Annotated in this window: 24 protein-coding genes, 2 pseudogenes and 2 riboswitches; of the genes and pseudogenes, 11 read left to right on the top strand and 15 right to left on the bottom strand. The window is 50.1% G+C overall.

The genetic code is table 11. The annotated features are described in order from the left end of the window. The first annotated feature begins 2 nt into the window (after positions 1-2). Entirely contained in the window at positions 3-761 is a 759-nt protein-coding gene (locus H3M12_RS00165; RefSeq protein WP_129031981.1) for an alpha/beta fold hydrolase, read from the top strand. Here H3M12_RS00165 and H3M12_RS00170 read toward each other — a convergent pair. Beyond that, positions 746-1,792 carry a PrsW family intramembrane metalloprotease gene (locus tag H3M12_RS00170; RefSeq protein WP_129031983.1) on the bottom strand — a complete coding sequence of 349 codons (1,047 nt, stop codon included), beginning with the start codon at positions 1,790-1,792 and terminating at the stop codon, positions 746-748. The two genes, H3M12_RS00165 and H3M12_RS00170, sit on opposite strands and share 16 nt — an antisense overlap. Positions 1,793-1,977: 185 nt before the next feature. On the opposite strand from H3M12_RS00170, the gene H3M12_RS00175 reads away from it, so the two are divergent. After that, positions 1,978-2,934, top strand: coding sequence for a nucleoside hydrolase (locus H3M12_RS00175; RefSeq protein ID WP_129031984.1), 957 nt, complete (start codon positions 1,978-1,980; stop codon positions 2,932-2,934). Positions 2,935-3,021: 87 nt separating this feature from the next. Here H3M12_RS00175 and H3M12_RS00180 read toward each other — a convergent pair whose 3' ends face one another. The 6 genes from H3M12_RS00180 to H3M12_RS00205 form a co-directional block, all read right to left on the bottom strand. Next, on the bottom strand, positions 3,022-3,684 hold the full coding sequence (locus H3M12_RS00180; RefSeq protein WP_129031986.1) for a hypothetical protein: 663 nt from the start codon (positions 3,682-3,684) through the stop codon (positions 3,022-3,024). 79 nt (positions 3,685-3,763) lie between these two features. Beyond that, complete coding sequence (locus H3M12_RS00185; protein WP_129031988.1) at positions 3,764-4,579, bottom strand: Cof-type HAD-IIB family hydrolase; 816 nt, start codon at positions 4,577-4,579, stop codon at positions 3,764-3,766. A 59-nt stretch (positions 4,580-4,638) separates the two neighbouring features. Beyond that, a complete protein-coding gene (locus H3M12_RS00190) occupies positions 4,639-5,454 on the bottom strand; it encodes an alpha/beta hydrolase (protein WP_129031990.1) in 816 nt (271 codons plus the stop codon). Then, positions 5,429-6,742 carry a PTS transporter subunit EIIC gene (locus tag H3M12_RS00195; RefSeq protein ID WP_182150756.1) on the bottom strand — a complete coding sequence of 438 codons (1,314 nt, stop codon included), beginning with the start codon at positions 6,740-6,742 and terminating at the stop codon, positions 5,429-5,431. Before H3M12_RS00195 ends, H3M12_RS00190 begins: the two co-directional genes overlap by 26 nt. An 80-nt stretch (positions 6,743-6,822) precedes the next feature. Beyond that, positions 6,823-7,656 (bottom strand): HAD-IIB family hydrolase, encoded by an 834-nt coding sequence (locus H3M12_RS00200; protein ID WP_129031994.1) that lies wholly within the window; start codon positions 7,654-7,656, stop codon positions 6,823-6,825. A gap of 194 nt (positions 7,657-7,850) precedes the next feature. Beyond that, entirely contained in the window at positions 7,851-9,020 is a 1,170-nt protein-coding gene (locus tag H3M12_RS00205) for a D-alanyl-D-alanine carboxypeptidase family protein (protein ID WP_182150757.1), read from the bottom strand. 414 nt (positions 9,021-9,434) lie between these two features. Continuing rightward, positions 9,435-9,527: riboswitch (TPP riboswitch) on the top strand. Positions 9,528-9,609: 82 nt separating this feature from the next. On the opposite strand from H3M12_RS00205, the gene H3M12_RS00210 reads away from it, so the two are divergent. From H3M12_RS00210 to H3M12_RS00225, 4 genes are all read left to right on the top strand, one after another. Further along, entirely contained in the window at positions 9,610-10,176 is a 567-nt protein-coding gene (locus H3M12_RS00210; protein ID WP_182150758.1) for an ECF transporter S component, read from the top strand. Positions 10,177-10,194: 18 nt separating this feature from the next. Then, positions 10,195-11,604 (top strand): ABC transporter ATP-binding protein, encoded by a 1,410-nt coding sequence (locus H3M12_RS00215; RefSeq protein ID WP_129032000.1) that lies wholly within the window; start codon positions 10,195-10,197, stop codon positions 11,602-11,604. Further along, a complete protein-coding gene (locus H3M12_RS00220; RefSeq protein WP_129032002.1) occupies positions 11,601-12,254 on the top strand; it encodes an energy-coupling factor transporter transmembrane component T family protein in 654 nt (217 codons plus the stop codon). The genes H3M12_RS00215 and H3M12_RS00220 overlap by 4 nt, the downstream gene beginning before the upstream one ends. A 214-nt stretch (positions 12,255-12,468) precedes the next feature. Then, a complete protein-coding gene (locus H3M12_RS00225) occupies positions 12,469-12,831 on the top strand; it encodes a hypothetical protein (RefSeq protein WP_129032004.1) in 363 nt (120 codons plus the stop codon). A gap of 177 nt (positions 12,832-13,008) precedes the next feature. On the opposite strand, the gene H3M12_RS00230 is transcribed toward H3M12_RS00225, so the two are convergent. Beyond that, positions 13,009-13,176 carry a hypothetical protein gene (locus H3M12_RS00230; RefSeq protein ID WP_182150759.1) on the bottom strand — a complete coding sequence of 56 codons (168 nt, stop codon included), beginning with the start codon at positions 13,174-13,176 and terminating at the stop codon, positions 13,009-13,011. Positions 13,177-13,458: 282 nt separating this feature from the next. Here H3M12_RS00230 and H3M12_RS00235 point away from each other — a divergent pair, with 282 nt between their 5' ends. Beyond that, the gene (locus H3M12_RS00235; RefSeq protein ID WP_129032006.1) at positions 13,459-13,653 is read left to right on the top strand and encodes an LBP_cg2779 family protein; all 195 of its coding nucleotides are present in this window, start codon (positions 13,459-13,461) and stop codon (positions 13,651-13,653) included. 104 nt (positions 13,654-13,757) lie between these two features. Continuing rightward, complete coding sequence (locus tag H3M12_RS00240; RefSeq protein WP_129032008.1) at positions 13,758-14,351, top strand: hypothetical protein; 594 nt, start codon at positions 13,758-13,760, stop codon at positions 14,349-14,351. Between the two features lie 205 nt (positions 14,352-14,556). Here the strand turns inward: H3M12_RS00240 and H3M12_RS00245 are convergent, their stop codons facing one another. From H3M12_RS00245 to H3M12_RS00255, 3 genes and pseudogenes are all read right to left on the bottom strand, one after another. After that, positions 14,557-15,321, bottom strand: a complete 765-nt coding sequence (locus tag H3M12_RS00245; protein ID WP_233449190.1) for an IS3 family transposase — start codon at positions 15,319-15,321, stop codon at positions 14,557-14,559. Positions 15,322-15,436: 115 nt separating this feature from the next. Beyond that, positions 15,437-16,136: pseudogene (locus H3M12_RS13100) on the bottom strand (helix-turn-helix domain-containing protein). 244 nt (positions 16,137-16,380) lie between these two features. Then, positions 16,381-16,839 (bottom strand): hypothetical protein, encoded by a 459-nt coding sequence (locus tag H3M12_RS00255; protein ID WP_129032010.1) that lies wholly within the window; start codon positions 16,837-16,839, stop codon positions 16,381-16,383. A 260-nt stretch (positions 16,840-17,099) separates the two neighbouring features. Between H3M12_RS00255 and H3M12_RS00260 the strand changes: the two are divergent. Further along, positions 17,100-17,366 (top strand): annotated as a pseudogene (locus H3M12_RS00260) (transposase). A 66-nt stretch (positions 17,367-17,432) separates the two neighbouring features. On the opposite strand, the gene H3M12_RS00265 reads toward H3M12_RS00260, so the two are convergent. The 4 genes from H3M12_RS00265 to H3M12_RS00280 form a co-directional block, all read right to left on the bottom strand. Then, positions 17,433-17,951: an O-acetyl-ADP-ribose deacetylase gene (locus H3M12_RS00265; RefSeq protein ID WP_129032014.1), complete on the bottom strand. Its 519-nt coding sequence runs from the start codon at positions 17,949-17,951 to the stop codon at positions 17,433-17,435. Positions 17,952-18,194: 243 nt separating this feature from the next. Next, positions 18,195-18,542, bottom strand: coding sequence for a hypothetical protein (locus H3M12_RS00270; protein ID WP_129032016.1), 348 nt, complete (start codon positions 18,540-18,542; stop codon positions 18,195-18,197). A 22-nt stretch (positions 18,543-18,564) separates the two neighbouring features. Continuing rightward, positions 18,565-19,728, bottom strand: a complete 1,164-nt coding sequence (locus H3M12_RS00275; RefSeq protein ID WP_182150761.1) for a hypothetical protein — start codon at positions 19,726-19,728, stop codon at positions 18,565-18,567. Positions 19,729-19,811: 83 nt separating this feature from the next. Beyond that, a complete protein-coding gene (locus H3M12_RS00280; RefSeq protein ID WP_182150762.1) occupies positions 19,812-20,786 on the bottom strand; it encodes an asparaginase in 975 nt (324 codons plus the stop codon). 79 nt (positions 20,787-20,865) lie between these two features. Here H3M12_RS00280 and H3M12_RS00285 point away from each other — a divergent pair, with 79 nt between their 5' ends. Then, complete coding sequence (locus H3M12_RS00285) at positions 20,866-21,024, top strand: hypothetical protein (RefSeq protein WP_170954948.1); 159 nt, start codon at positions 20,866-20,868, stop codon at positions 21,022-21,024. A gap of 47 nt (positions 21,025-21,071) precedes the next feature. After that, positions 21,072-21,170: riboswitch (purine riboswitch) on the top strand. A gap of 204 nt (positions 21,171-21,374) precedes the next feature. After that, the gene (locus H3M12_RS00290) at positions 21,375-22,679 is read left to right on the top strand and encodes a nucleobase:cation symporter-2 family protein (protein WP_225423502.1); all 1,305 of its coding nucleotides are present in this window, start codon (positions 21,375-21,377) and stop codon (positions 22,677-22,679) included. Positions 22,680-22,767 lie beyond the last annotated feature (88 nt).

Below are 22,767 nucleotides of genomic sequence, written 5' to 3' on the forward strand. Positions count from 1 at the left end.
ATATGCGTCACGCACGTCTTTGGCTCAGTCTAACCGTTAGTTTACTGCTCATCGCTGGTATCACTGGGGCGTGGGCCCATCACCATCAGGCGTTACGGAACTTGCATCTGCCCCAGACCCGCACGGCGACATTATTGTTGCCGGGTGACGGTGGTAATTGGTTGTCGCTTCGCAGTATGACCTTAACGTTCGACCAGCCCCACGTCGCCACTCACAGTCTGACCGCCCACGTCACCACCGCTGGCCAAGTCCACTGGACTCAATTGCACCCCGTTAAAGCAAACAACCCGGTGATTCCCGTGTTATTTGCGGATAACACTCATCCCCAACGGGAATCTAAACAGTTAGGAACCGTTTTGACCCAGTTACGACAGCGCTACCATATCACGCGGGTCAACCTGGTCGGCCACTCGTCCGGGGGGACCATCGCATTAGATTACTTGCATGATACCCCGACAAATGCGATCCAGGTACGTCACTTGGTTTGCATCGGTGCCGATTTTCCGCACATGTCCCCACTGACTCATCGGTACCCCCACCTGCGGGTTCTAAATATTGCTGGACAGATTGGTGCGGTCACAAACGACGGTGAGGTCCCATTAAAGGACGCCCAGCAATTGGCAAGCCTGGTCCGTGGTCGGGTCCACAGTTACCGGTTCACCCAAATCCATGGGGCCATCTGGCAAAGTGAGCACTCGCTTTTACACGAAAGCGGCGCCGTCGACCAGGCCATCGCCACCTTTCTTTACCCGCCGAGTTGAGTGGTCCTAAGGATCCGTTGCCCCTGTAAGGTGCGCGCCTCGCGTAATCCGGCGTTGATTAACACGAAGATGGCCAGCCACCCCAGCGCAATCAAGACCCACTGTTGGAGATACAGGATGTCTAGAAAGGCAAACGGCGCGTTCCAATCCCAGGCGGCGTGTAACCCAATCGCAAGTAAGTAGAAGCGTAAAAATTTAGGGGCCACCATGTTGCTCCCGGTGACGGGTTGGTGGCGGTCCTTGGCCAGGATGATGGCCGCCCCCATGATGGCGGACCAGATGGTATGGGTCCCGATGGCTTGCCAGCTACGCATCAGTAACGTGACCAGCCCGTATTGGCCCGTGTAGCCCGCGGTCTCGAACACTGCGAACCCCGCCCCAATAGCCGCGCCCACTAATAACCCATTAAAGATGTAATTTAAATGGAACTGGTTGATAAAGTAGGTCATCACCAGCATCTTAGCGGTCTCTTCGATAAACCCCACAATCACCGCCGAGCCTAACGAGGTCCCGTTGCCCGACGGAATCAGCGAATACAGAATCATGGTCGCAATCAACGAGAGAATGCCCCCGACTAAAAAGACCGTCAGAAGCTGGTAGACGGAAAGGTTACGAAAGACGTTGATCTCAAAAAATAAAATCAGGAGCGAAAACGGGACGGTCAACGAGCCGATAAAAATCATGCCGGGTACCGCGTTGTTACTCCGAAAGCCCAGAAACAATAGCGCTAACAACACAAAACTTCCGGCCAGTAACGCAAAGATCCGCGAGAAGAGCCAGGGCTTGACCGGGGCCACGGAGACCGCTTCGAGCGACGGCGTGGTATGGCGGGTCCCCACAATAAAGAGGGCCTCGGCATCATCATGGTTGTGCGCCTTAAAAACCTCTGAAAACATCGAAAATAGGTGAATTTCAACCACCTTGTTTTCGCCGGTCCACTCGTTGATCTCCTTAGTCGCATCGTCGAGCAGATGATGCCCATAATGAAAATGTTGCTTCAAAGGCTTCACCGTTTCTTCTTTATTGGCCATGATTGGCCCTCCTCTCCGGCTTCTCCCCCGCTATCCAACTGACGGGTGATCACGGTTCTTATCTTACCGTGAAGTACAGTGAGCTTCAACTCCCGCCGTGAAGGGTTGCGCAATGTAACCCATTACATTATAGTTAAACTAGTACTTATAGCTCACCATAGATTTCAAGAGGGGGATAAATTATTATGGCACAACGGAAAATGATTTTGGACTTGGACACGGGGATCGATGACTCCCTGGCCATCGCTTATGCGCTAGGGGCACCCGATGTTGATTTAATCGGGATTATGGGTTCCTACGGTAACGTCTACGTGGAAGACGGGGCGAAAAACTCCCTGAAAATTCTGGAACTTTTAGGTCACACTGATATTCCAGTCTACGTTGGCGAAAGTCATTCCTCAACTAGTGACCACTTCGACCGGATGCAGGTCAGCGCCAACATCCACGGCGAAAATGGGATTGGTCAAGTCGACCTCCCTGAACCTAAGCGGGCCATCGAAAAAGAATCGGCCGTCGACTTCTTGATCGACGCCGTTCACCAATATGGTAAGGACTTGACCTTAGTCCCGACCGGCCCGATGACTAACCTGGCGGCTGCCTTGAAAAAAGCCCCAGAAATCGCCACGGAAATCGGTAACGTCACTTTCATGGGTGGGGCACTGACCGTCCCCGGTAACGTGACCTTCGTCGCCGAAGCGAACATCAACCAGGATGCCGAAGCCGCGAACGCCGTCTTGACCAGCCCATTACACTCGACCATGGTGGGCTTAGATGTCACTTTGCGGACACTGTTGACCCGCAAGGAAACTCAACAATGGCGCGATTTAGGCACCACGGCCGGTGAAAAGTTCGCTGACATCGTGGACTACTACATCGACGCTTACCGCCAGTTCAACAATAACTTAGGTGGCTGTGCCCTCCATGATCCATTAGCCGTTGGGGTATCGCTTGACCCATCCTTCGTGCAAACGCTCGACCTCAACATGCTGGTCAAGTACGGCAAGGAAGACTACGGCCGGACCATCGGTGATGAAAACCGCTTGAACGAACCGACTAACGTCAAAGTCGCCGTTCAAGTCGACACGGCGCGTTACCTGAAGACTTTCATGGAATATTTAACCGCGCTATTCAAGCAAAACTAACTTCTAACCATTAAAAAACGGGCTTCCCAAGATTTCAAATGCTTGGGAAGCCCGTTTTATTGTAGCCGAATTTAATTTTTCAGTTTGTTAGTTCTTCAAATCAAAGTTCTTCACCATCGTGTTAGTTGCTTGCGTCGCGTATTGTGTAGCCAGCTTCTTCTTTTGGGCCTGGGTTGCATTGATCGAATTGAAGGCCTTTAAGTATTGCTTGTACATGGTTGGCTTGACATACTTCTTCGCATAAGCCTTAGCAGGGTTGGTCTTCGTCCGGGTGTACTTGTAAGTCGTCCCACTGTTGGCAAGACGCCGGTTGGCCTTCTTCCCCGTCAACTTAGCAGTGAACTTATTAGTCGACTTCTTAGTCAGCTTGAACGTGTACGCTTTCTTGGCAAGTGACGTCGTGGTCTTCCCATTCTTAGTCTTGAAGTTGACCAGCTTGTACTTCATGGTCAAAACCTTCTTGTTCTTGCTGTATTTAGCAGACGTCAACGCCCCGTACTTCACGTTGGGTACACTTCCAAAATCACCCATGACGACCACGGTCGCTGTCTTTTTACTGTTCTTACCAGCCTTTAGCGTCTCAAAATGAAAGGCACTCTTGGCCTTAGCACTCTTGTAGTAGCTTTGCAGGTCCCGGTTGGCAAAGGTACCAGTGACTTTAGTCTTGGCACTAGCCACACTCGGTGTAAGTACCCCACTCACGGTCCCCAATGCCAAAACCGTCATTCCTAGTTTCGCCCATAAACGCATCCCGATTTCCTCCTTAGAATTCTCAGTTTACGCCTCTAGTGTGCCATAAGTTGGCCCTACTGTCAGTTAAGACGCTTCATCACTTGAGATTAGTCGGGAAAACTTGCCGTAAGTACGCCGCAATTCCAGCATGATTATTGTCCCAGGGGGTCTGGTGATTGGCTACCGCCTTCACGCCAGATTGCCCGTTTAACATGGCTACGCCGTCCCCAGCGGCTTTGATCATCCCAAGATCATTTTCAGCATCCCCGAAGGCCATCAGTTCGTTAAAAGTCCAACCAAAGTGGGTCAATAACTGCCCTAACCCGACGGCTTTATCCATGCCAGCAGCCAAAAATTCCAAGATCTTAGGTTGGGAGCGTACCACGTGATAATGTTGTTTCATGACGGGGGTCAAGTGATCGACGACCTGGTCTAAAATCAACGCATCGGTGGCCATGACTGCTTTACTGTACAAGTGATCCGGCAACTCGGCAAAGGCCGTCTTGGTAAAAGTCATCGGTGCCTTTAGCATCTGCTGGTAAACGGAGGGTGTCAAATCGGCAATCGGATAGACCTGGTCGAAGTCGAGCACGTCCAACGGGTAACCGTTCTTCGCCGCAAAAGCGTGCAAGAGTTCTAAGTCTTGCCGTTTCATGCCGCTCTGCGCCAAGGTCTCCTTGGTCGCGTTATTGACCACCAGCGCCCCGTTAAAGGTGATGGTGTAATCTTCAGAAGTGGTCAGTCCCAATTGTTCGAGGTAACCCCAGATGGCGTTGATGGGCCGACCCGTGCAGAGGACGACCTTGATGCCGGCTTGGTGTAGCTTTCGTAAGGCCGCAGCGTTCTCCTCACTAATAGTTTTATCGGTGTTCAGTAACGTTTCGTCCAAATCCAGTGCAATCATTTTTATCATAGTTTGTCGTAACCTCCAGTTAGGTCCAGTTTACCCGTTCATGGGTCAAAATTAAACTATCAGACCAACAAGTCCTGACGAATCAACCGCACGATCTGGCGGTTCTCTGGTAAATGGGCGTGGTTGGCATTGGCCCCACTGACGATAATCTGGGTGAAGCTACGGACTCGTTTTTGAAAGATGTACTTGCCCCGGTTCACACTGGCAAACGGAACAATACCGTCTCCGGTATAGGACTTGCTCCCGGCGATTGAATAAACGATCAAACTCGTTGCCAGACGGTCGCGGCCTGCGACCAACTGTTTGAAGAGGGGCGTCTCCACAGTCGCACTGGCCTGTTCCAAATTAAAGGGCGCGGCAATGGTCATCAACCGGTCGGCCGTAGCCCCGGTCGCCGCCAAGTCATTCTCCAAGAATAACGTCAACACCAGCCCCCCGTTCGAGTGTCCCATGGCCGAAAAATGGTTGAAGTGGTAGGTCCGTTGGAGCGCACGAAAGGCGATAGCAAACCAGCGTGCCTGCTTCCGAATATTGACTGCGCCATCGTGATGGTTTTGAAAGCCAATCACGATAAAGGGCCGCTTGTCACCGTGCCGGATAGCCCCGTTGTAAACCAAATGGCCGTTGGTTTTGACTTCCACACGCAGGAGGCTATGCTGCGTTTTAGTTTGGCCGTTGAGTTCCTTAACCAGCGCATTGAATCGATTCTGCGTGGCACTAGACCCTGGTACTAAGATCACCGGCGCCACGGGACTCTTGTAGGTTGCCCGCACCACTGCCACTTGATGGGAACGCCACAGTAAGCCGGGTACCCCCAGTAAGACAACGAGCCCAATAATCAGCCCAAAACTACGCCAACTCGTCAGATGTCGCATCGCGTTTCGCCTCCTCCGCCAGCCGCCGGTCAACCGCGGCGTCCCCCTTCACAAATGGGTAATAAATCGCCGTGGCTAGGGCCAAATTTACGATGGCTAACAGTAACGCCCGTAGACTGCCCCCACTCCCCAGAAAGCTCAAAAACGGGCCCGGCGTGCTCACCGCTAAGGGGTAGGCCGTAGCGGGGACCCAGTGAAAAGCTAACGCGAGACTACTAATTGAAACGCATACCAGCGGCGCCAATAACAAAGGGATTCCCAACAGTGGCCGCCATATCACGGGTAACCCTACCAATAACGGCGCGTTGAAGTTGCCCAATACGGGGACTAAACTCAGCCAGCCAATCCGGCGTTGAGCGGCATTTTGCCGTACCAAGAAAATGGCCAATAATAGCGCCAAGGCCATCCCCGGACCGCCCATGCTAGCGTAAGTCTGGATCACGGTCTGCACCGTCAAGACGTGGGGCACCTGCCAGTGGGCACTCCCTAGAACCGCCGCCAAATTTTGTGTAGCCGCCACGATCTGCCCGCTGGTCGTGGGTAACGCCCCTAAAGTACCGCACCAAGTCATGGCGCCGTTAAGTAAACTAAAACTAGCCAGTTGTCCCCAGCCAGTAGGGAAACTCAACGGCAGACGCAACCAGGCGTTAAAGGCCGCGCGAACCGTAAACGGGGCCGCCAATAACCAACCGCCGCTCACCGTTGCTACCCCCAGGCCACCTAAACTCCCCAGCGTGATGGGCCGCAGCGTGGCGTCTAGCGGTGACGACCAAATCCTAACGCCAATGCGATAGAGGTTCCCCACCAACAGACCGACCACGAGGCCCGCCAAGATGCCGTGCCAGCCCAAATTCATGGCTAGCCAAGCCGGGGCGTGGTGGGGCTGTAACGACACCGGGTTCACGTTGACCAACTGTAATGTCAGGCCAGCTAAGAGTCCCGCGGTCAGTTGGTCATCGGTGCTGCGGGTGACTTGTCGCACTAAATAAAAACTCACGACGATGGCTAAGCCCAAACTAGCCAGGCCAACCGCACCATTTTGAAGCAGTAACAGACCCTGCTCTAAGCGAGCCCGTTGGGGGCACCAATTCTCCACATGCAAAGTCTGGTAGTAGTATCCCGTGGGGGTCAGCCACCCCCGGATGACTAAATCGGCCAAACTGCCCAGTAAAATCAACGGGAAGACTACCCGTAACGCCTGGTTAAGCGCCATGACCTGGTTCAATCGGCGCCATTGATAATCACGTGCCATGACCCAATGGCCACAACGCCACATCGTTTTGTGCATCCGCCATCCCCCCTATCAGACGTTGATCGTACCGCCTTTTTGATGGCCAGGCCCCATTCAGCGCTGAGTTTGACCAGTCGCTAACTCAAGTCACCAGCCGATGCTAACCAAGCTTCAAGCTGGTCTAACACGACCGGTTGGGTATTGGGATCAGCGGTATGGTCCGGGATAGCAGCTAAAATGTCTGGTGCGGCGTTAGCTACCGCAATGCCCTGCCCGGCCCATTGCAACATCGCTAAATCGTTGCCGGAGTCTCCAAAAGCCGCCACTTCCGCTGCACGTATCCCCCAACGCTGGGCCAAAGTTTGGATGGCTTGCCCCTTACTGACTCCCGGTAACGATACGTTCAACCCACCGAGACCGCTACTCGTGGCGACGAGTTGACCGGAAAATCGCTGGTTGAAAGCCGCCACTTGGGGCGCGACGTCCGCGTGTAACCAGGTCACGTCTAATTTTAAAATGGCATCGTTTACTTTAGTCAAATCAGGAACCGAAGTCAGTTGGGGGTAAAACGCTTGTGACGCGTGAAACCGCGCACTGTCGGCCGGTAAACGAGTGTACGCACGCGTCTGCCCACAACTGATCAAAAAATTATCCGCCATGACGGGGGCCGTTTCCAACCACGTCACGGCCGATACGACCAAGTCGGAGGGCAACGCGCGTTTCTGGACGATTGCGCCGGTTCCTGTAACGATTAAAGCGCCGTCTTCGACTACGTAGGTCAACGACGCCGCTTCCGGTAGGTCCCGAAACAACGCCTGAGCGTGGTCTAGCGGGTCCCCCGTCGCAATCACGAACCGGCTACCGCGCTGGTGTAACTGAGCCAAAATATGGGCAAACTGTTGGTGGTCGTAATGCCCTTGGGGGTCCAAGAAGGTCCCGTCTAAATCCGTTGCAATAAGTCGTGGTAACATGTCTTTTTGCCAACCCCTATCCGCTAATCAAAGTAGGTTTAGCATACCGACTTCCGCCTGTTCGCGCAACGACCAAGTCTCGGGCAAACGGCGACCTAACAAGCAAAAAAGTGTCCGGATAACGGGAACCCCAACGGATTCCGGTCACCGAACACTTTTAGGTTAAGGGTTAAGCTTTACAAAGTAAAAACGAATTAGTCACTCATGCTGCTAGCCTTGTTGGCGTGGTTCATCAACGAGCGAGTCTCGGTAAATTCGTTGATGTCGTGCAGGACCACGGTGATGACCCGGTGCTTGCCTTTCTTCTGACCAGTACCAACGAAGCAGTAACCAGCCAGCGGCGTGTACCCAGTCTTCAAACCGTCGACGTTCAACGACTTCTGGTAGTAAGTCCGGCCGGGCAAGAGGTTGTTGTAGTTATACAACGACTGACCGTCGACCTTCTTCGAGCCGATTTTACCGTCCTTGACGACCCGCGGGTAATCCTTGATCAGGTGCCGCGCAATCAACGCGACATCCTTGGGGGAAACCTTGTTGGCGTTGGCCGACCCATAGTTATAGCCAAAGACTTTCAAGTCACTATTTTCCAAGCCAGACGCGGAGACGAAGCTCGCGTGTTTCAAGTTCCAGGACTTGGCCTGAGCGTTCATCTTCTTGATGAACTTGCCGTTACTTCCGGAGACCCACTTCCCTAAAGCGATGGCCGCGTTGTTCGATGAATCCAGGTAGGCGGCGTAATAGAGTTCCTTGACCGTGTACTTGTGCCCAGACTTGAACCGGAAGCCGCCACACGCCGCATCGTTGCCCATCGCAATCAGACCTTTACTGTTGGTCTTGACCACGTCGGTCCACTTCGCCGACTTAGTGTGGACTTTCTTAAGGGTCAGATACAAGGTCATTAACTTGGAGACGGAGGCAATCGGCCGGGCCGTGTTGGCCGCCTTGGACCAAACGACCTTCCCGGTGCTGGTATCCATGGCCACGGCGCCCCTGGCGTACTTCAAGCCAAACGGTGCTTTCCCCTTCTTTAGATAGCCATGCCAAATCCAGCCCTTAACGGAACCGGATTTATTGCTGACCTTTAAGTAGATTCCCTTAGAATTACTATGTTTCCAAGTTTCTTGCTTGGTTGCGTACCAAGTCGTATTCGGATAGGTCTTCAAGTTCGCAACTTTCTTGGAATGGCCATAATTATAAATGGCCCCCTTGGTACTCTTTTTGTGATAAGCCGTCTTGGTCAGCGATTTCGACGAGACCGTCCGATACGTCGCCGCGTGGGCGGGCTGGGTCGTCGTTACCCCAAGCCCCAGACTCACAGTCGCCATAATGGCCAGCGTACTTAATTTTAGTTTACTAATTGTCATGTGCTGAATTCCTTCCCAAATTCTGTCAAACTCCAACTCAAAGTTAACACGTTTATCACGTCATAATCTGTCTCTGATAAAACTGTAACCTACTTGTTGGCCCCGTAACTTGGTTGCAATCTCCTCCTTTACGGTTATAAATCCTAGAATTGACCAAATGACTAAGTGCGAGAGACCAGCATTCCCAGCCAGTAGTCGCTTGTTTTCAATTGGTGCTACCCATAATCATCTAACCCCAAGCTAATTCAGTACCTTAACGTCAAACTGGTCTAGGCCATACTTGTTCTAGACCATTTGTGGGGCCTCACTGTTTTTCAGCCACACGGTTGCACGTCTGAATAGGTCAAACCTTAGGTACGATTGTTTTCGTTAGCGGTTGCATTTTTCTTCAAAACTCGTTACGCTAGATAGTAATTTGAATCCGCGGGGTGCCCATATTCGGCTGAGAACAAACCCATTGAACCTGCTCTGGACAATTCCAGCGAAGGGACGGTGAATGACTCAAGCAAACTTGGCCCCCACTATCAATTTAGTGGGGGCTCTTCCCATTTTTTGGGGACCCTAAGGGTAAAATGAGGAGGAGTTTTACATGAAACAATGGCACGTTCGCGATATCATTCTTGTCACCATTCTCGCTATCTTTATGGGGGTCATTTTCTGGGTCACCGGTCCTGTCTACACGGTTCTAGCCGCCGCTTTAGCCCCCTTCGGTCTGCAGCCCATGGCTAACGATATGCTTTTGGGGCTGTGGTGCATGGCTGGTCCCCTGGCAGGCTTCATCATCCGCATTGCCGGTGCCGCCACGTTAGGTGAATTACTGGGGTCCATCGTTGAAATGTTTCTTGGCGGTATGTGGGGTGCCAGTACCTTGATCTCCGGTATCGTCCAAGGGGTCGGTGCCGAATTAGGGTTTGCGTTCACCGGTTACAAACGCTATAACTGGATGACCCTGGTTCTCAGCGCGTTGACCACCACGTTAGTGACCTTCGGCTGGGACTTCTTCCGGAGTGGATACAACAAGTATCAATTCGGCTTCATGATGCTCTTGTTGCTGACCCGGTTCGTGTCCGTCTTCATCTTTGGCGGCGTCTTAACGAAGTTGATCACCAACCTCTTAGGTCGCGCCCACGTTTTATCTCCACGCATTCGCGCTTAAACACTGGAGGGATTTTGTTTGGCTACCGTTAACATTGAACATCTCACTTACGCACCCGACCACCAAGATCCTGTGTTGAAGGACTTAACGGCCACCTTTTTAGGCGGCCGTTTTTCCCTTTTGACCGGGCCTTCGGGTAGCGGCAAGACGACCTTACTGCGACTCATCGCGGGCTTGACGCCGCTACCCACGGGCGCCACGTTGACTTTCAACGGCCAACCGCTCGCGGCGCAATCACCGCAGCAGCGCTCGCAGACCGTGGCGTTGCTCTTTCAAGAGCCCAGCACGCAGTTCACCATGGACACCGTTACAAACGAGTTACGCTTTGCCTTAGAAAACCAGCAAGTCTCCCCGGCCGCTATGCCAGGTAAAATCGATGCAGCCCTGGCTTTCGTGGGCATCACCGACTTGCGTGACCGGAATTTGATGCAACTCTCCGGTGGGGAACAGCAAAAGGTCGCCTTAGCCATCATCGTCGCGATGGACAGCGACGTCATCTTACTCGACGAGCCCTTCGCTAGTATTGACCCAGCGACCCGCCAAACGTTATTGGACCGGCTGGTCAAGTTATGTCGCGACCAGGGCAAGACCATTATTTTGGCCGATCATGATTTGAGTGGCTACGCCCAGTGGATCGACCACCTGACTGTGTTACACGCCGGTCAAGTCACCACCTTGTCAGTCGCGGCTACCCAGGCGCGCTTAGCCGCCTTCACACCAGAAAGATTACAACTCACGCACGTCCAATTGCCCACGGCCCAAGATAAGAGTTGTTTTGAAGCCAAAGGGTTTGGTCTCAGCCAAAACGACCGCACGTTGATTTTACCGGAGGACTTACCATTATTGACTCACAAGACCACACTGATCACCGGGCCTAACGGCAGTGGCAAGTCGACGTTTTTCCGCTCGCTGGTTCGTTTGGGCCGCTATCAAGGCACCATCACCTACCAGGGGCGCGATATCCAGCGAATTCGACGGCGGACCTACGCCCGGCACGTCAGTCTGATGTTCCAATCTGCGACGGCCCAGTTTTTAAACGTCACGGTCGCCGAAGAACTGGCCTTATCGCAACGTTACGGTAACGCGACCTACTTCACGCCGGACCGGATTCAAGCCGCCCTCGCCCAACTCGACTTGAGTGGGCGCGATGAGCAAATCATTTATTCGTTGAGTAGCGGCCAGCAAAAAAAGTTGCAGCTCCTGTGCATGCTGATGATGGCCCCCGAGGTCCTCTTACTGGACGAACCCTTCAAGGGCCTCGATCTCAACTCGATTCAGGCAGCTCTAACGTTATTGACCACAACGCAACGGGACCTCGACCTCACACTAATCATCATCAGTCATCAATTGGGCGGTCTTAGTCCGTACGTTGATTACCACTTAGACCTGGCCCATCAACAATTGACCTATCAGGGGGTGACGGCATGAATCCCAGTTTAAAATTGGCCTTAGTGGTACTGATTGCATTGGAGATCTCATTCACGCAGGTCTGGACCGTCAACGTCGCCCTCATCGTGATCAGCCTAGTGATTTTAGGACTGAACCGCATCCACATCCGGACCCTGGTATGGCTGACCGTGGTCCCGCTCTTCTTCGCCAGCGCATTGATTTGGTCACTGATGTTACGGGGAAACGCCACCCCACACTTCTTAATCGTACTGTTCACCCGGATGTTCGTATACGTCTACCTAGGCGCCACCTTTACCCAGACCACGGTGCCCCTCGAACTGACCCGATCGCTGGAACAAAACGCCAAGTTGCCCGCTAAATTTGCCTACGGGTTCCTTGCAGCGTTCAACCTATTCCCTAAAATCAAAGCCGAAGTCGCTACGGTGCACGCGGCCGCCATGATGCGCGGCCAAGTCCTGCACTTCTGGTCACCACAGTTATACTTCAAAGTCATCTTGACCGCCATGAACTGGTCGGACCAACTAGCCAGTGCCATGATGTCCCATGGATTCGTCGAGTGGGCCCCACGGACCTACGCCATCAACGTCCCGTTACGAACCCGGGACTGGGTCATCTTCGGCGCTAGTCTGCTTTTAGTTCAGATTGGTCTCTTTATCGGCTTACCCTAAACGAAGGGCATTCTGAGATTGGGCGGGTCACGACGCCAGGCAACCCCTCTCAGCTTTTAACCACCTTCAAAAAGAGCAGTTGGGACAACCTCTAATTTTGCAAATGACGTTAGACCACCAACCTTGGTCAAGCTAACGTTTTAAGCAGCGAATTTTTCACAACCCCGCCGTTGCCTTATAATGGACCTACAGAGTGAAGAAAGTGGTGAGGAGAATGAAAAGCATTCGACAGTTGTCATTTCTGGAGTTCTTCGGTTATTTGGCCCTGATTTTAGGACTCATCATCGAAGGTTACGCACTGATCAGCCAACCCGGGTCTCTAGTGGGTGCCGATAATATGTTCGGTGGTGCCGTAGTCTTAGCATTAGCCGTGGCCTTTCTTCACGACCGCTCATTACTCCTACGGTTGATTATCATTGGACTGAGCACCCTGGGGTTCGGCGTCTTTGCTTATGCCTACACACGGACCTGGACCTGGACGACGGTGGTCGCGCTAGCAGTATTGGCCTTTTTGGTCTTCTTCTTTGGGTTGAGTACCGATGTACGGCGCAACCACAGTGAGTGGCCCCATTTTTAAACCAACCCTTAAGTCTGGGAATTCACTCCTAGACTTTTTTTGACGAAAAAAGAAGCAGGCCAACCGAAGTTGGCCTGCTTCCCTGCTTGATAGACTACAAGTTACTTGTAGTCATTGTAATCATCACGATTACCGTGAATTAGTGAAGACCTTACCGGAAAAATCCTCCGGTTCCCATTAGTCCGCGCGTTGTTGCGGGACTTCCCGCACCATTGGCGGGTGATCCATGGGTTGAGAGTGGGCCTGTAACGACCCTCTTCCGGTCAAGAACCAGGATAGGCCACTGACGATTGCTAGCATCACAATGGCCACCCCCAACCCGGTAATAACTCGTTTTAAGTTCATTGTGGTCCCCCATTTGGCCCCATAGCGGGTTCATTAACATTCCCCTTTACCATAGCGCGTTAATGTCACAAAACGATGACAACCAAACGAAAAGCCGTTAACAATTTAAAACTTAAGCGTAACAAGTTTTGTCATATTGAGTCTTAGTTTACGCAATTTTTCAGGATTCAGCAAGTCTTTGATAAAACTTTTCGGACTTAAGAGACTTATTAAGCCGCTTTCACAAAATTTTAGTATAATGAAGGTGTGCAGTAAGTGGATTATCATTTGGAGGGATTATGAATGAGTCAAGAATTAAGTAGTCTGGCTGAAGCTATCATCGCCTACCAAAAGAAATACGATAAGACCGACGGCGAGATGGCCTATGGTTCCCGCCTGACGGTCGAGAAGTTTCACGCCATCAAGACCGGTGAACTGCAACCTAACCATGATGAACAGAATGCTTTGCAAAACTTCATCGCTAAGCGTCCCAGTTAAAGTGATCTCGATTAGAACGTTCAGAAACCAAACGAGTCTGAGGAAAATTCCTCAGACTCGTTTTTTCGGGCGCCATGATATTTGGTGTTGATGGCCAAAATCCATTGACATTAACAGTTATGACTTTAGGCGGTGTTGCTGTTCCCTCTATATCTGCTTTTGCAGATGCAGAAGGAATTTCATCTGTTACAAAGATTGATTATCAAAGTATGAACTCAGATCAATTAGGTAATCTTATTGATACATATGACATGGATAATTTAACGACAAATCAAGAAAATGTAGTTAGTATCTATTCGGCTAAACCTCGGGACGAATTAAAAGCTGAGGTATCGCAAAGTGCACCTGCAACTATAACAACACCTCGCTTTCAGTCTAAAGCAGCATTAGGATTAATGGCACGGTTAGCTGCTAAATATGGAAAAGTGTATGTTTCTAAGACATTACCTAAGATTGTGTACAAGAAAGTCGCAAAATTAATCGGTAAAAAAGTTAGCCAAGCTAAGTTTTTGCATATCTGGAATAATACTATCGGTGTGGCAACTGGAGCAGCTTTGGAGAGTGCAATTGCCAAAGGATTAAAAGCATGTGGTGTTCCTAAGGGGATTGCTAACACAGCAGCAACAATTATTGCCACAGCCGTTGGTCTTAGTGTAAAATGGGATACATGGAAAAAATTATTGAGTTTTTATATTTAATTTTGGTAGTTGGGCTGCTTTTGTTTTTAATATTTAGATTTATGACAGATTTCAAGGCAACATTATTATTGGTTCTTGCTATATCAGTCGGTATTTTTATCAAAATACATTTCTTTGGTAAATAATTACGGCTCTATGATATTTGGTGTTGATGGACAAAAGGGACTGCTCCGAGTCAAGTAGACAGTTCAAATAATTAAAATAGCTATGCAGTTTTTAGAATGGCATGATTCCGAAATTCTTTCGGGGTCATGCCATTTAGTGTTTCTTGACGGCGTTTGTAGTTATACCAATTGATACATTTTTCGATAAGTTGAACCATTTCTTCTCGATTTAATGCATGGTGAAAATTGAAAAACTCTGTTTTCATATGACTCCAGAAGCTTTCCATAGGACTGTTATCCCCCGGAGTTCCTGGACGTGACATACTGTGCTTAACCCCATTGCTAGCTAGATGGTCGTTAAATACCCCAGATGTATAGCTTGATCCTTGATCTGAGTGTAAAACCGTTGGTTTTACACCATTGCTTATTGCTAATGCCTTATCAAACGTTCGAGTCACTAACTCGGCTGTCTCAGTCTCTTCAATGTCCCAAGCAATGATACTATGGTCGTTTAGGCCTTTAATCGCACTAAGTCTCAGATGTTCACCGAATTTCCAACCAAAATGTAACTCTGTACAATCAGTTACCCAGACTTGGTTCGGCTCGTCTGGTTTAAAATTATGTCCTTTGTCTGTAAGGAGTAGGTTATTGCTGATGTGCTCTTTATGCTGGGCTTTTCGATCACATTTTGCTACACGAATTGAAGCTACGATGCCATTGTCATGCATGATTCGTCGCATTTTTCCAGCACTAGTTCGATATGCTGTATCGTAATGAAGGTTCATCATTAATCTTTTTACACCAAGGGTGTACTTGTTTTTCTCTTCGATAGCTTTAACATACTTCAATATTTCTTTATTTTCCAAAGCACGTTTACTCGGGGTTCGATGTATCTATAGTACGCAGCGCGTGAGACTTTCATAAAACGACACATAAAACTAATTCCGTAAACTCGATTCGTATCAGGATTAATCGTAGTCGCTAACGTTTGGATTGTTTTGTAGATTTGTTGTGAGTGGCATCCAACCTTTCCAATTCTTGGAGCTTTTTTAGTATTGCATTCTCTGTCGATAAATGTTCAATTCGAGCCTTTAGAAGCTTGACCTCCAGGTCACGCTTCTCGTCATCTGTAAGCTGGTCATGTATAGTCTTTCTTTTACCACGACGATCGGCAAGAGCCTCAGGTCCACCTTGCTTAAACTTACGAGTCCACGAGTAAACTTGACCATAGATACATCGTACTTGCTCATAGCCCGCGAGTAATCCATCTCGTTTGCTATAATCCATTGAACAATTTCTACACGTTCCAGCTGTGTTGTTTTTCGACCATTTTTCACTGGTTTCACGCTCTTAGTAGTGAGTTGCTTACCACTAGTATACTGATGAACCCATTGATAGATAGTGCTAACGTTAGGAATATTATATTTGGTGCACAATCGAGGATAAGAAGTGTGTCCTTCTAGGTACTCTAGAACTATTTTAAATTGCTTGGATACTTTCTCATGGATCGAGGCCGTAGGCCGTTGATTCCTCGTAGTTTATAATTTTTTACCCATTGGCTTACTTGACTATGTGCAATTCCATATTGCCTTTGAATGGCATAAGGAGCCATTCCTTGAACAACTAGACCAATGTAAAATAACTTCTTTTCAATTGTATAGCGGGAACCTTTTTTACCCATAGAAAAACTCCTCTTTAGGTAGGCAAGCTTTGATTATTTGCTTGTCTACCCAAAGAGGAGTATATCCCCCATACCTCTATTTTCTTCGTTTCTTTTTTTCATAGTTATCAAAGTATATGAAACCCACAATTCCAAAAATCAAATAGACAATTACAAAAAATTTTGATATCCCAATAAAGTAAAAAACAGTAAATAATGCAAAGTAGATTATCGAGAAAATAGTATCAGTTCTCATATTACCCCTTTACCCTACCCAGTTAGTTCTATGAATAGTTTTCTTTAAATGCGTACGCTTACTATTTGAATAATATTTCACTACAGATGCTTGCCCAATAATAGCGCGATTTCCACGCGGTGCAGTTGCCGAAATTAAGCGCAAATTATAAGTTGGCCAGACCTCAGCTTTCTGTGACCCAAAGGCTTGCACAGCATCATATATACCTAGTACCGTCTTCGCTTGCCAACCTGGAATAAAACCTGCCAACTGTTCAATTGCCCATGTTGCCATTCGGCTAGCCCTGGTACTTGCAAAATTGTGAGTACCCGTCCATTTACTGTATGTGATATGCTTATAACCCGCTTTTTTGTAAGCTGCAAGGCTGTTCAAATGAGCAGAAGAAAACAGCATAATACCCGAAGGATCAGAATATACACTCTCATTGGAATTTTGTGCCTCTTCAATAGCATCTTCAACAGTGCCCACGTTGTATTGAACTGACGAATCATTATTGGTCTCTGATCCATCAACATCCGTATCCGAATTTGATCCCACTGATGTGTTTACATTATCAGATATTTGACTCGTTGTAGAATTTGCTGAAACATTAACGACTCCTGCACTACCAAAAATAATCCTACCCCGAGTATAGAACTAAAAAGAACAATTTTTTCAAAAGACTTCCCCACTATGTAAATACATTTGATTAACAAATACTTAGTACACCATACAGGAACATGGAGCAAATGGCAAATTCCCTCTTTTCTTTTGTGAATAACCAGCATCAACCGCCTCCACCGGTCAACAATTTAGCCAAACATAAACAACTGACAAAAACAAAAATAATGCAACATAACTCTTCATTTTCAAATGGCCCAATTAAAGGAATTAATCGCAAAATCAAACAGATTAAACGAACGGCATATGGTTATCGTAATTGGTAATATTTTATTTACCGCATTCAAATCGAATTTAAAATCAGAATAAAGAAAAGGAACCCAATTCGAAAATGAATTGGATTCCAGTAACACGCCTCATCAACACCGGCTGACAAAGAGCCGTTTTTCGTCTCTTTTCCTTTAGTGCACCGGGTATTGGGCCGTCCAAGCCGCCGAATAGGCCGCTGCCGTGGTGGCATCGAAGGCCACCAACCGCACCGTTGCTTTGGGGTGAGCCGCTAACCAGGTGCCAATCACCTTGACAGCCACTGCCGCTGCTTGCGTTAACGGATAGCCGTAGACACCAGTACTGATCGACGGAAAGTCGATTGTCTGACACCCCTTTTGGGCCGCCAACTCGAGACTATTGCGGTACGAGTTTGCCAGCAGGTCGGCTTCCCCGTTCATGCCGCCGTGCCATACCGGTCCCGGCGTGTGGATGACCCACTTGGCCGCTAAGTCGAATCCGGGGGTCACCTTGGCTTCACCCGTGGCGCATTCATTCAACGGAATACAAGCCGCTAGGAGCTTGGGCCCCGCCGCACGGTGAATCGCCCCGTCGACACCACCGCCACCCAATAACGTGGTGTTGGCCGCATTGACGATGGCATCCGCGTGACTTTGCGTGATATCGCCTTGAATCACTTGAAACTTTGCCAATTTACTCACCTCTTTGACCAGGGCCAATGCCACCTCCGTTTAGGGGCGGTTTCAGCCTTTCCTCGCCGTTTGAGCCGCTTCATGCCCTCTTTATAAGGGTTGGCGTACAACGCGTTGAGGTTCAACTTCTGGTCGTCTGGTGCCGCACTGGGCGCACGGAAGGCCTGTAAGTCCGTGTGACACTGCGGACAAGTCGTGTCTTAGTCCGTCACCGGCGCCCCGCAGTGAGGGCAAAATTGTAGCTTAGTCGTCATGTTGCGTCCTTTCCTGAACTTGCCGATGCTGCTGATTGCGTTGGCGGTTGCGTTCCCGCGTCGCTCGGGCTTGTTGTTGACCCGCTAACCGCTGTTGAGCGGCTAGTTCGGCCTGTTGTTGGGCCAGTTGGGCCTTCTTTTGTTGTGCAGCCTGGCGCTGGTAACTATACCGACTCCACAAGCCCACGGCAATAAAGGCCACGATGATCTGTAATGGCACTTGCCACCATACGACGTGCGTCGCCACGAACAGGTCATATCCAATCAAGACCAAAGACATCGCCCCCACAACGCTACAGGTATCCCGCAGCCATCGTGGCCAACTTTTAAACCGCATCATGCTCACTCCTTTACTCCCATCAGAGGTCGCCTTCAACCTTCAACTGCCGCTCAGTCAAATAGGCATCCAAGTACCCGAAGGCGAGTTCATCAATCGCGTTGATTTGGTAAACTTGTCCTACTTGATCCAACTGACCTTCTTCGATTTCGTGGAAAATGGTCCGTTGAGCCCCCACCTGACTGGGATAGCCTAGAAGGGTCTGCCCATCGTGCATCTTCAAGCGAATCACGGTATGGAAAGTCGCGGCCTGCATCAAGCGGGCCTTGAACTGGTCGACCGTGGCATCAAACAACCGCTCATCGTTCAATACGGGTTGCAACCGGTGCTGGTTCGCCCGGTTCAATAACGTAAATAAACGCATGGTTTGCAGGTAATCCGATTTGAGGACCACTGCGTGCAACTCACGCAACCGCATCACCGTATACCCGCCGAACTGGCCGGTCATGTCCACTAGGTTCAAGATGACCGCGTTGGATGTGACCGTGTTGACCCGGCCCACGAAAAACAAGTCCCGGTCGTGGTCGGGCACGAGGGCAATCAACGCGTTCTTCCCCGCCAACTGGTCCAATTGCTGTCGCATCGCCTGTGGTGCCGTGAGCGTCACCGGAGCGACGTGCGTCAACTGTTGTAACCGTGGCGCGGCTAAACTCTGCAATGACAACTCTTGTCCCTGAAATTCGATGACTTCAATGTCGTCCGGAGACAAATTCCGTTGCGGTCGGTCAGTATAATCAAATTTATTTAAGATTTGCACGGTCACCTGGTCTGCCGTCACACCGGTCACCAGGCCCTCATAAAAGTGGGTATCGTTGGTCAACACCAACATCACCACTAACCGGTCGACCCAAGCGTGGCTCAGCACTTGCCGCCGAAGATCCCGTTGACTATCGAACTGCATGGTCAGGCCTTCAGACTGTACGAACTGCTCGTCTCGAGCGGTTTTGATTCGAAATGCCATGTTGTCCAAATCGTCACTGGAAAACTCGACCTCGTCAATGACCTCTAAGGCCAAGAACACGGCGCCGTCCGGCAACCCATAATCATCATAGGTGGCCAGGATAATCCCCTGCTTAGACACTACGGTGACGTAGCCGGTATAGACAACGTCCTGATTGGTCTGATAAACATTGACCAAGAGCCGTTGGGCGAGCGCCCGGTTTAAATCATTAACAATCGAATTCATTTTAAACGGCCCCCTTTATTTCTGCTATTTTGAAAATTCTACCATATATTGTCCAAAATAGCTTGTCATGACCGTTTTTGAGACTAAGATACGGCTGTCTTTAAAAATTCTTGCAACGCGTCCTGTGGTAATCCGGCACTAAGTCCGACCAACAACTTGATGCGGGCCTTTTGACCGTTCAAACCCTGGCAGAGCATCAGCCCCATCTTCCGCAACTCGATGCCACCGCCCTGGTAATCGTAAATATCTTCAGCTACCCCGTTGTAAAACCGCGAGACCAACACGATTGGAATATGACGATCTAACAGGCGTTGAACTGCCGGTAAAGTCTGTGGGGGTAAGTTTCCCACTCCCAAGCCTTCCACAACTAAACCGGCCGTTTGGTCGTTGTTCAGCGCGTCGAACAAAGTGCCATCCATCCCCGCAAAGGCCTTCAATAAGTAAACGTGGTCGACCACGTGATCTAGGTCGCAGACCCCCTGGTGAATCAATTGTTGAAAGTAAGTTGGCCGGTCCTTGACCACCAACCCGATGGGGCCAAAGGTCGGGGTCCGAAACGTTGCCACGTTGGTGGTATGAGTTTTGGTGACGTAACGAGCCGTATGAATCTCATCGTTCATCACGACCAACACCCCCTTGCCCTGCGACTCGTCGGCCGCGGCGACCTGAATGGCGGAGCGGAAATTATGTACCCCGTCGGAGCCAATCTCGTTAGACGAGCGCATAGCGCCGGTCACCACGACCGGAATCTTGCTCGGCAAGGTCAGGTCCAAGAAGTAGGCCGTTTCTTCCAGAGTATCGGTCCCGTGGGTGATGACCACCCCGTCGATGCCCGCCGCTTCGGCTTTCACGATGCGCTGCTTGACCTGCAACATCTGCGTTGGGGTCATGTGCGGCGATGGCAGGTTGAACAGCTCGTCCGTAATCAGTTGAACGCGCCCCTCTAGGATAGTGGCTTCCTGGGCAATCGGGTTCTTGGCGTTGGGCACCACCTCACCACGACTATTTTGCGACATCGAAATCGTGCCTCCGGTATGGATGGCTAAAATTTTCTTCATAGTTAGCTTCCCTTCTCATCAAATGGTATCCATATTGTACCGCAAATGCGTTAAAATTTGAGTAAGGGAGGCCAAGACCATGACACCTAACTCAAAAAAACCAGACGGCTACTATCACCCGGGGGTGGACGTTCACCCCAAAAAATACAGTTCCTCCGGCGGCATCGCCGACTGGGGACCGCTATTGGAATGGTTTAGCGGTATTTGTCGTCGTTTATGGCACCGCATTCATAAATGAAACTGTATTGTTTTTTTCATAACTTCGTGTTAGAGTAGTCACTATTCTAATTAAAACATGTAATTGCCTATATAATGCCATGATAAGGGTGGCAAGTTTCTACCTAGAACCGTAAATTCTAGACTATAAGCAAATTGAGGCCCCGAACTCTTTTTGCCGATGAAAAGTGTTCGTCGGCAGAACTTTCAAGACGCTCTTTTTGCAAAGGGTGTCTTTTTGTTTTCATGAACTTCCCCCTTATCACGCTAGGCAATTGCCGTAAGGAGGAAGTTTCTTTGCAGTCCACGAAGTCCGCAACACCAGTATCTACACCGAAGAAGTCAAGTCAGGAAACCTCGACTTGGCAAGCCATGATTCTTGGATTTCAGCATTTATTAGCCATGTATTCCGGTGACGTCCTGGTTCCCCTATTAATCGGGGGTGCATTACATTTTACGGCCGCTCAGATGGCCTATCTGATCAGTGCGGACATCTTCATGTGTGGGGTGGCAACGCTCCTACAACTCAAGCGCACCCCATTGACCGGGATTGCGCTGCCCGTCGTCTTAGGGTGTGCGGTCCAAGCCGTCACTCCCTTGAGTGCCATTGGGAAAAATTACGGTGTTGGTACCATGTACGGGGCCATCATCGGGGCCGGCATCTTCGTCTTTCTGATTGCCGGGTGGTTCTCGAAAATCAAGAAACTTTTCCCGCCGGTCGTCACGGGGTCGTTGATTACCATCATCGGGTTCACCTTGATTCCCGTTGGGTTCGAAGACCTTGGTGGCGGAAGTGCTACGGCCAAAGACTTTGGCGATGTGAAGTTTCTGTTGATCGGCTTTCTGACGATGGCCATCATTTTGGGACTGAACGCCTTTGCTAAGGGCTTTCTAAAGTCCCTTTCCATCTTACTCGGAATCTTACTCGGGACCCTGATTGCCGGTTGGATGGGCATGGTCTCCTTAAGTTCAGTTGGTCAAGCCAGTTGGTTACACCTCCCACAATTCTTCTACTTTGGAACGCCCAAGTTCGAATGGTCGTCTATCGTCACCATGATTCTGGTCTCCTTGACCACCATGGTCGAATCGACCGGGGTCTTCTTCGCCTTAGGTGAATTCACCGGCCGTAAGATTGAGGAAGACGACTTAAAACGCGGGTACCGCGCCGAAGGGATTGCCGTCATCTTAGGTGGCCTCTTCAACACCTTCCCGTACTCGACCTTCTCCGAAAACGTCGGCGTGGTTCAACTTTCTGGTATCAAGACCCGTAAGCCGATTTACTTTTCCGCCCTCTTCTTGCTGATTTTAGGCCTCTTACCTAAGATTGGCGCGCTGGCTACGGTCATCCCCGACCCCGTCTTAGGTGGTGCCATGATCGTCATGTTCGGGATGGTCGGGGTCCAAGGGATCCGGATGCTCCAACAAGTCGACTTTAAGGACAACAACAACCTGCTGGTCTCCGCCATCTCCATTGGTCTGGGTCTCGGCGTGACCGTCTACCCACAAATCTTCCAAGACCTGCCCCAAACCGTCCAAATCATCATGAACAATGGTGTGGTCATCGGGAGTTTCTCCGCGGTCATCTTAAACGTCATCTTCAACATGCGGCCCCACCGGGTCACGCAACCGGCACAGGCGCAAGTCAACAGTGACGCCCAAGCTCCTCAAGACAAATAATCACTTCAAGTCGTTAGCGCCAACCCGGGCTAACGGCTTTTTTTACGCCCCCAACTCACGTATAATGGAACTTACTACTTCAGAGGGG

It is taken from the genome of Levilactobacillus suantsaii (assembly GCF_014069315.1).
Lineage (GTDB): Bacteria > Bacillota > Bacilli > Lactobacillales > Lactobacillaceae > Levilactobacillus > Levilactobacillus suantsaii.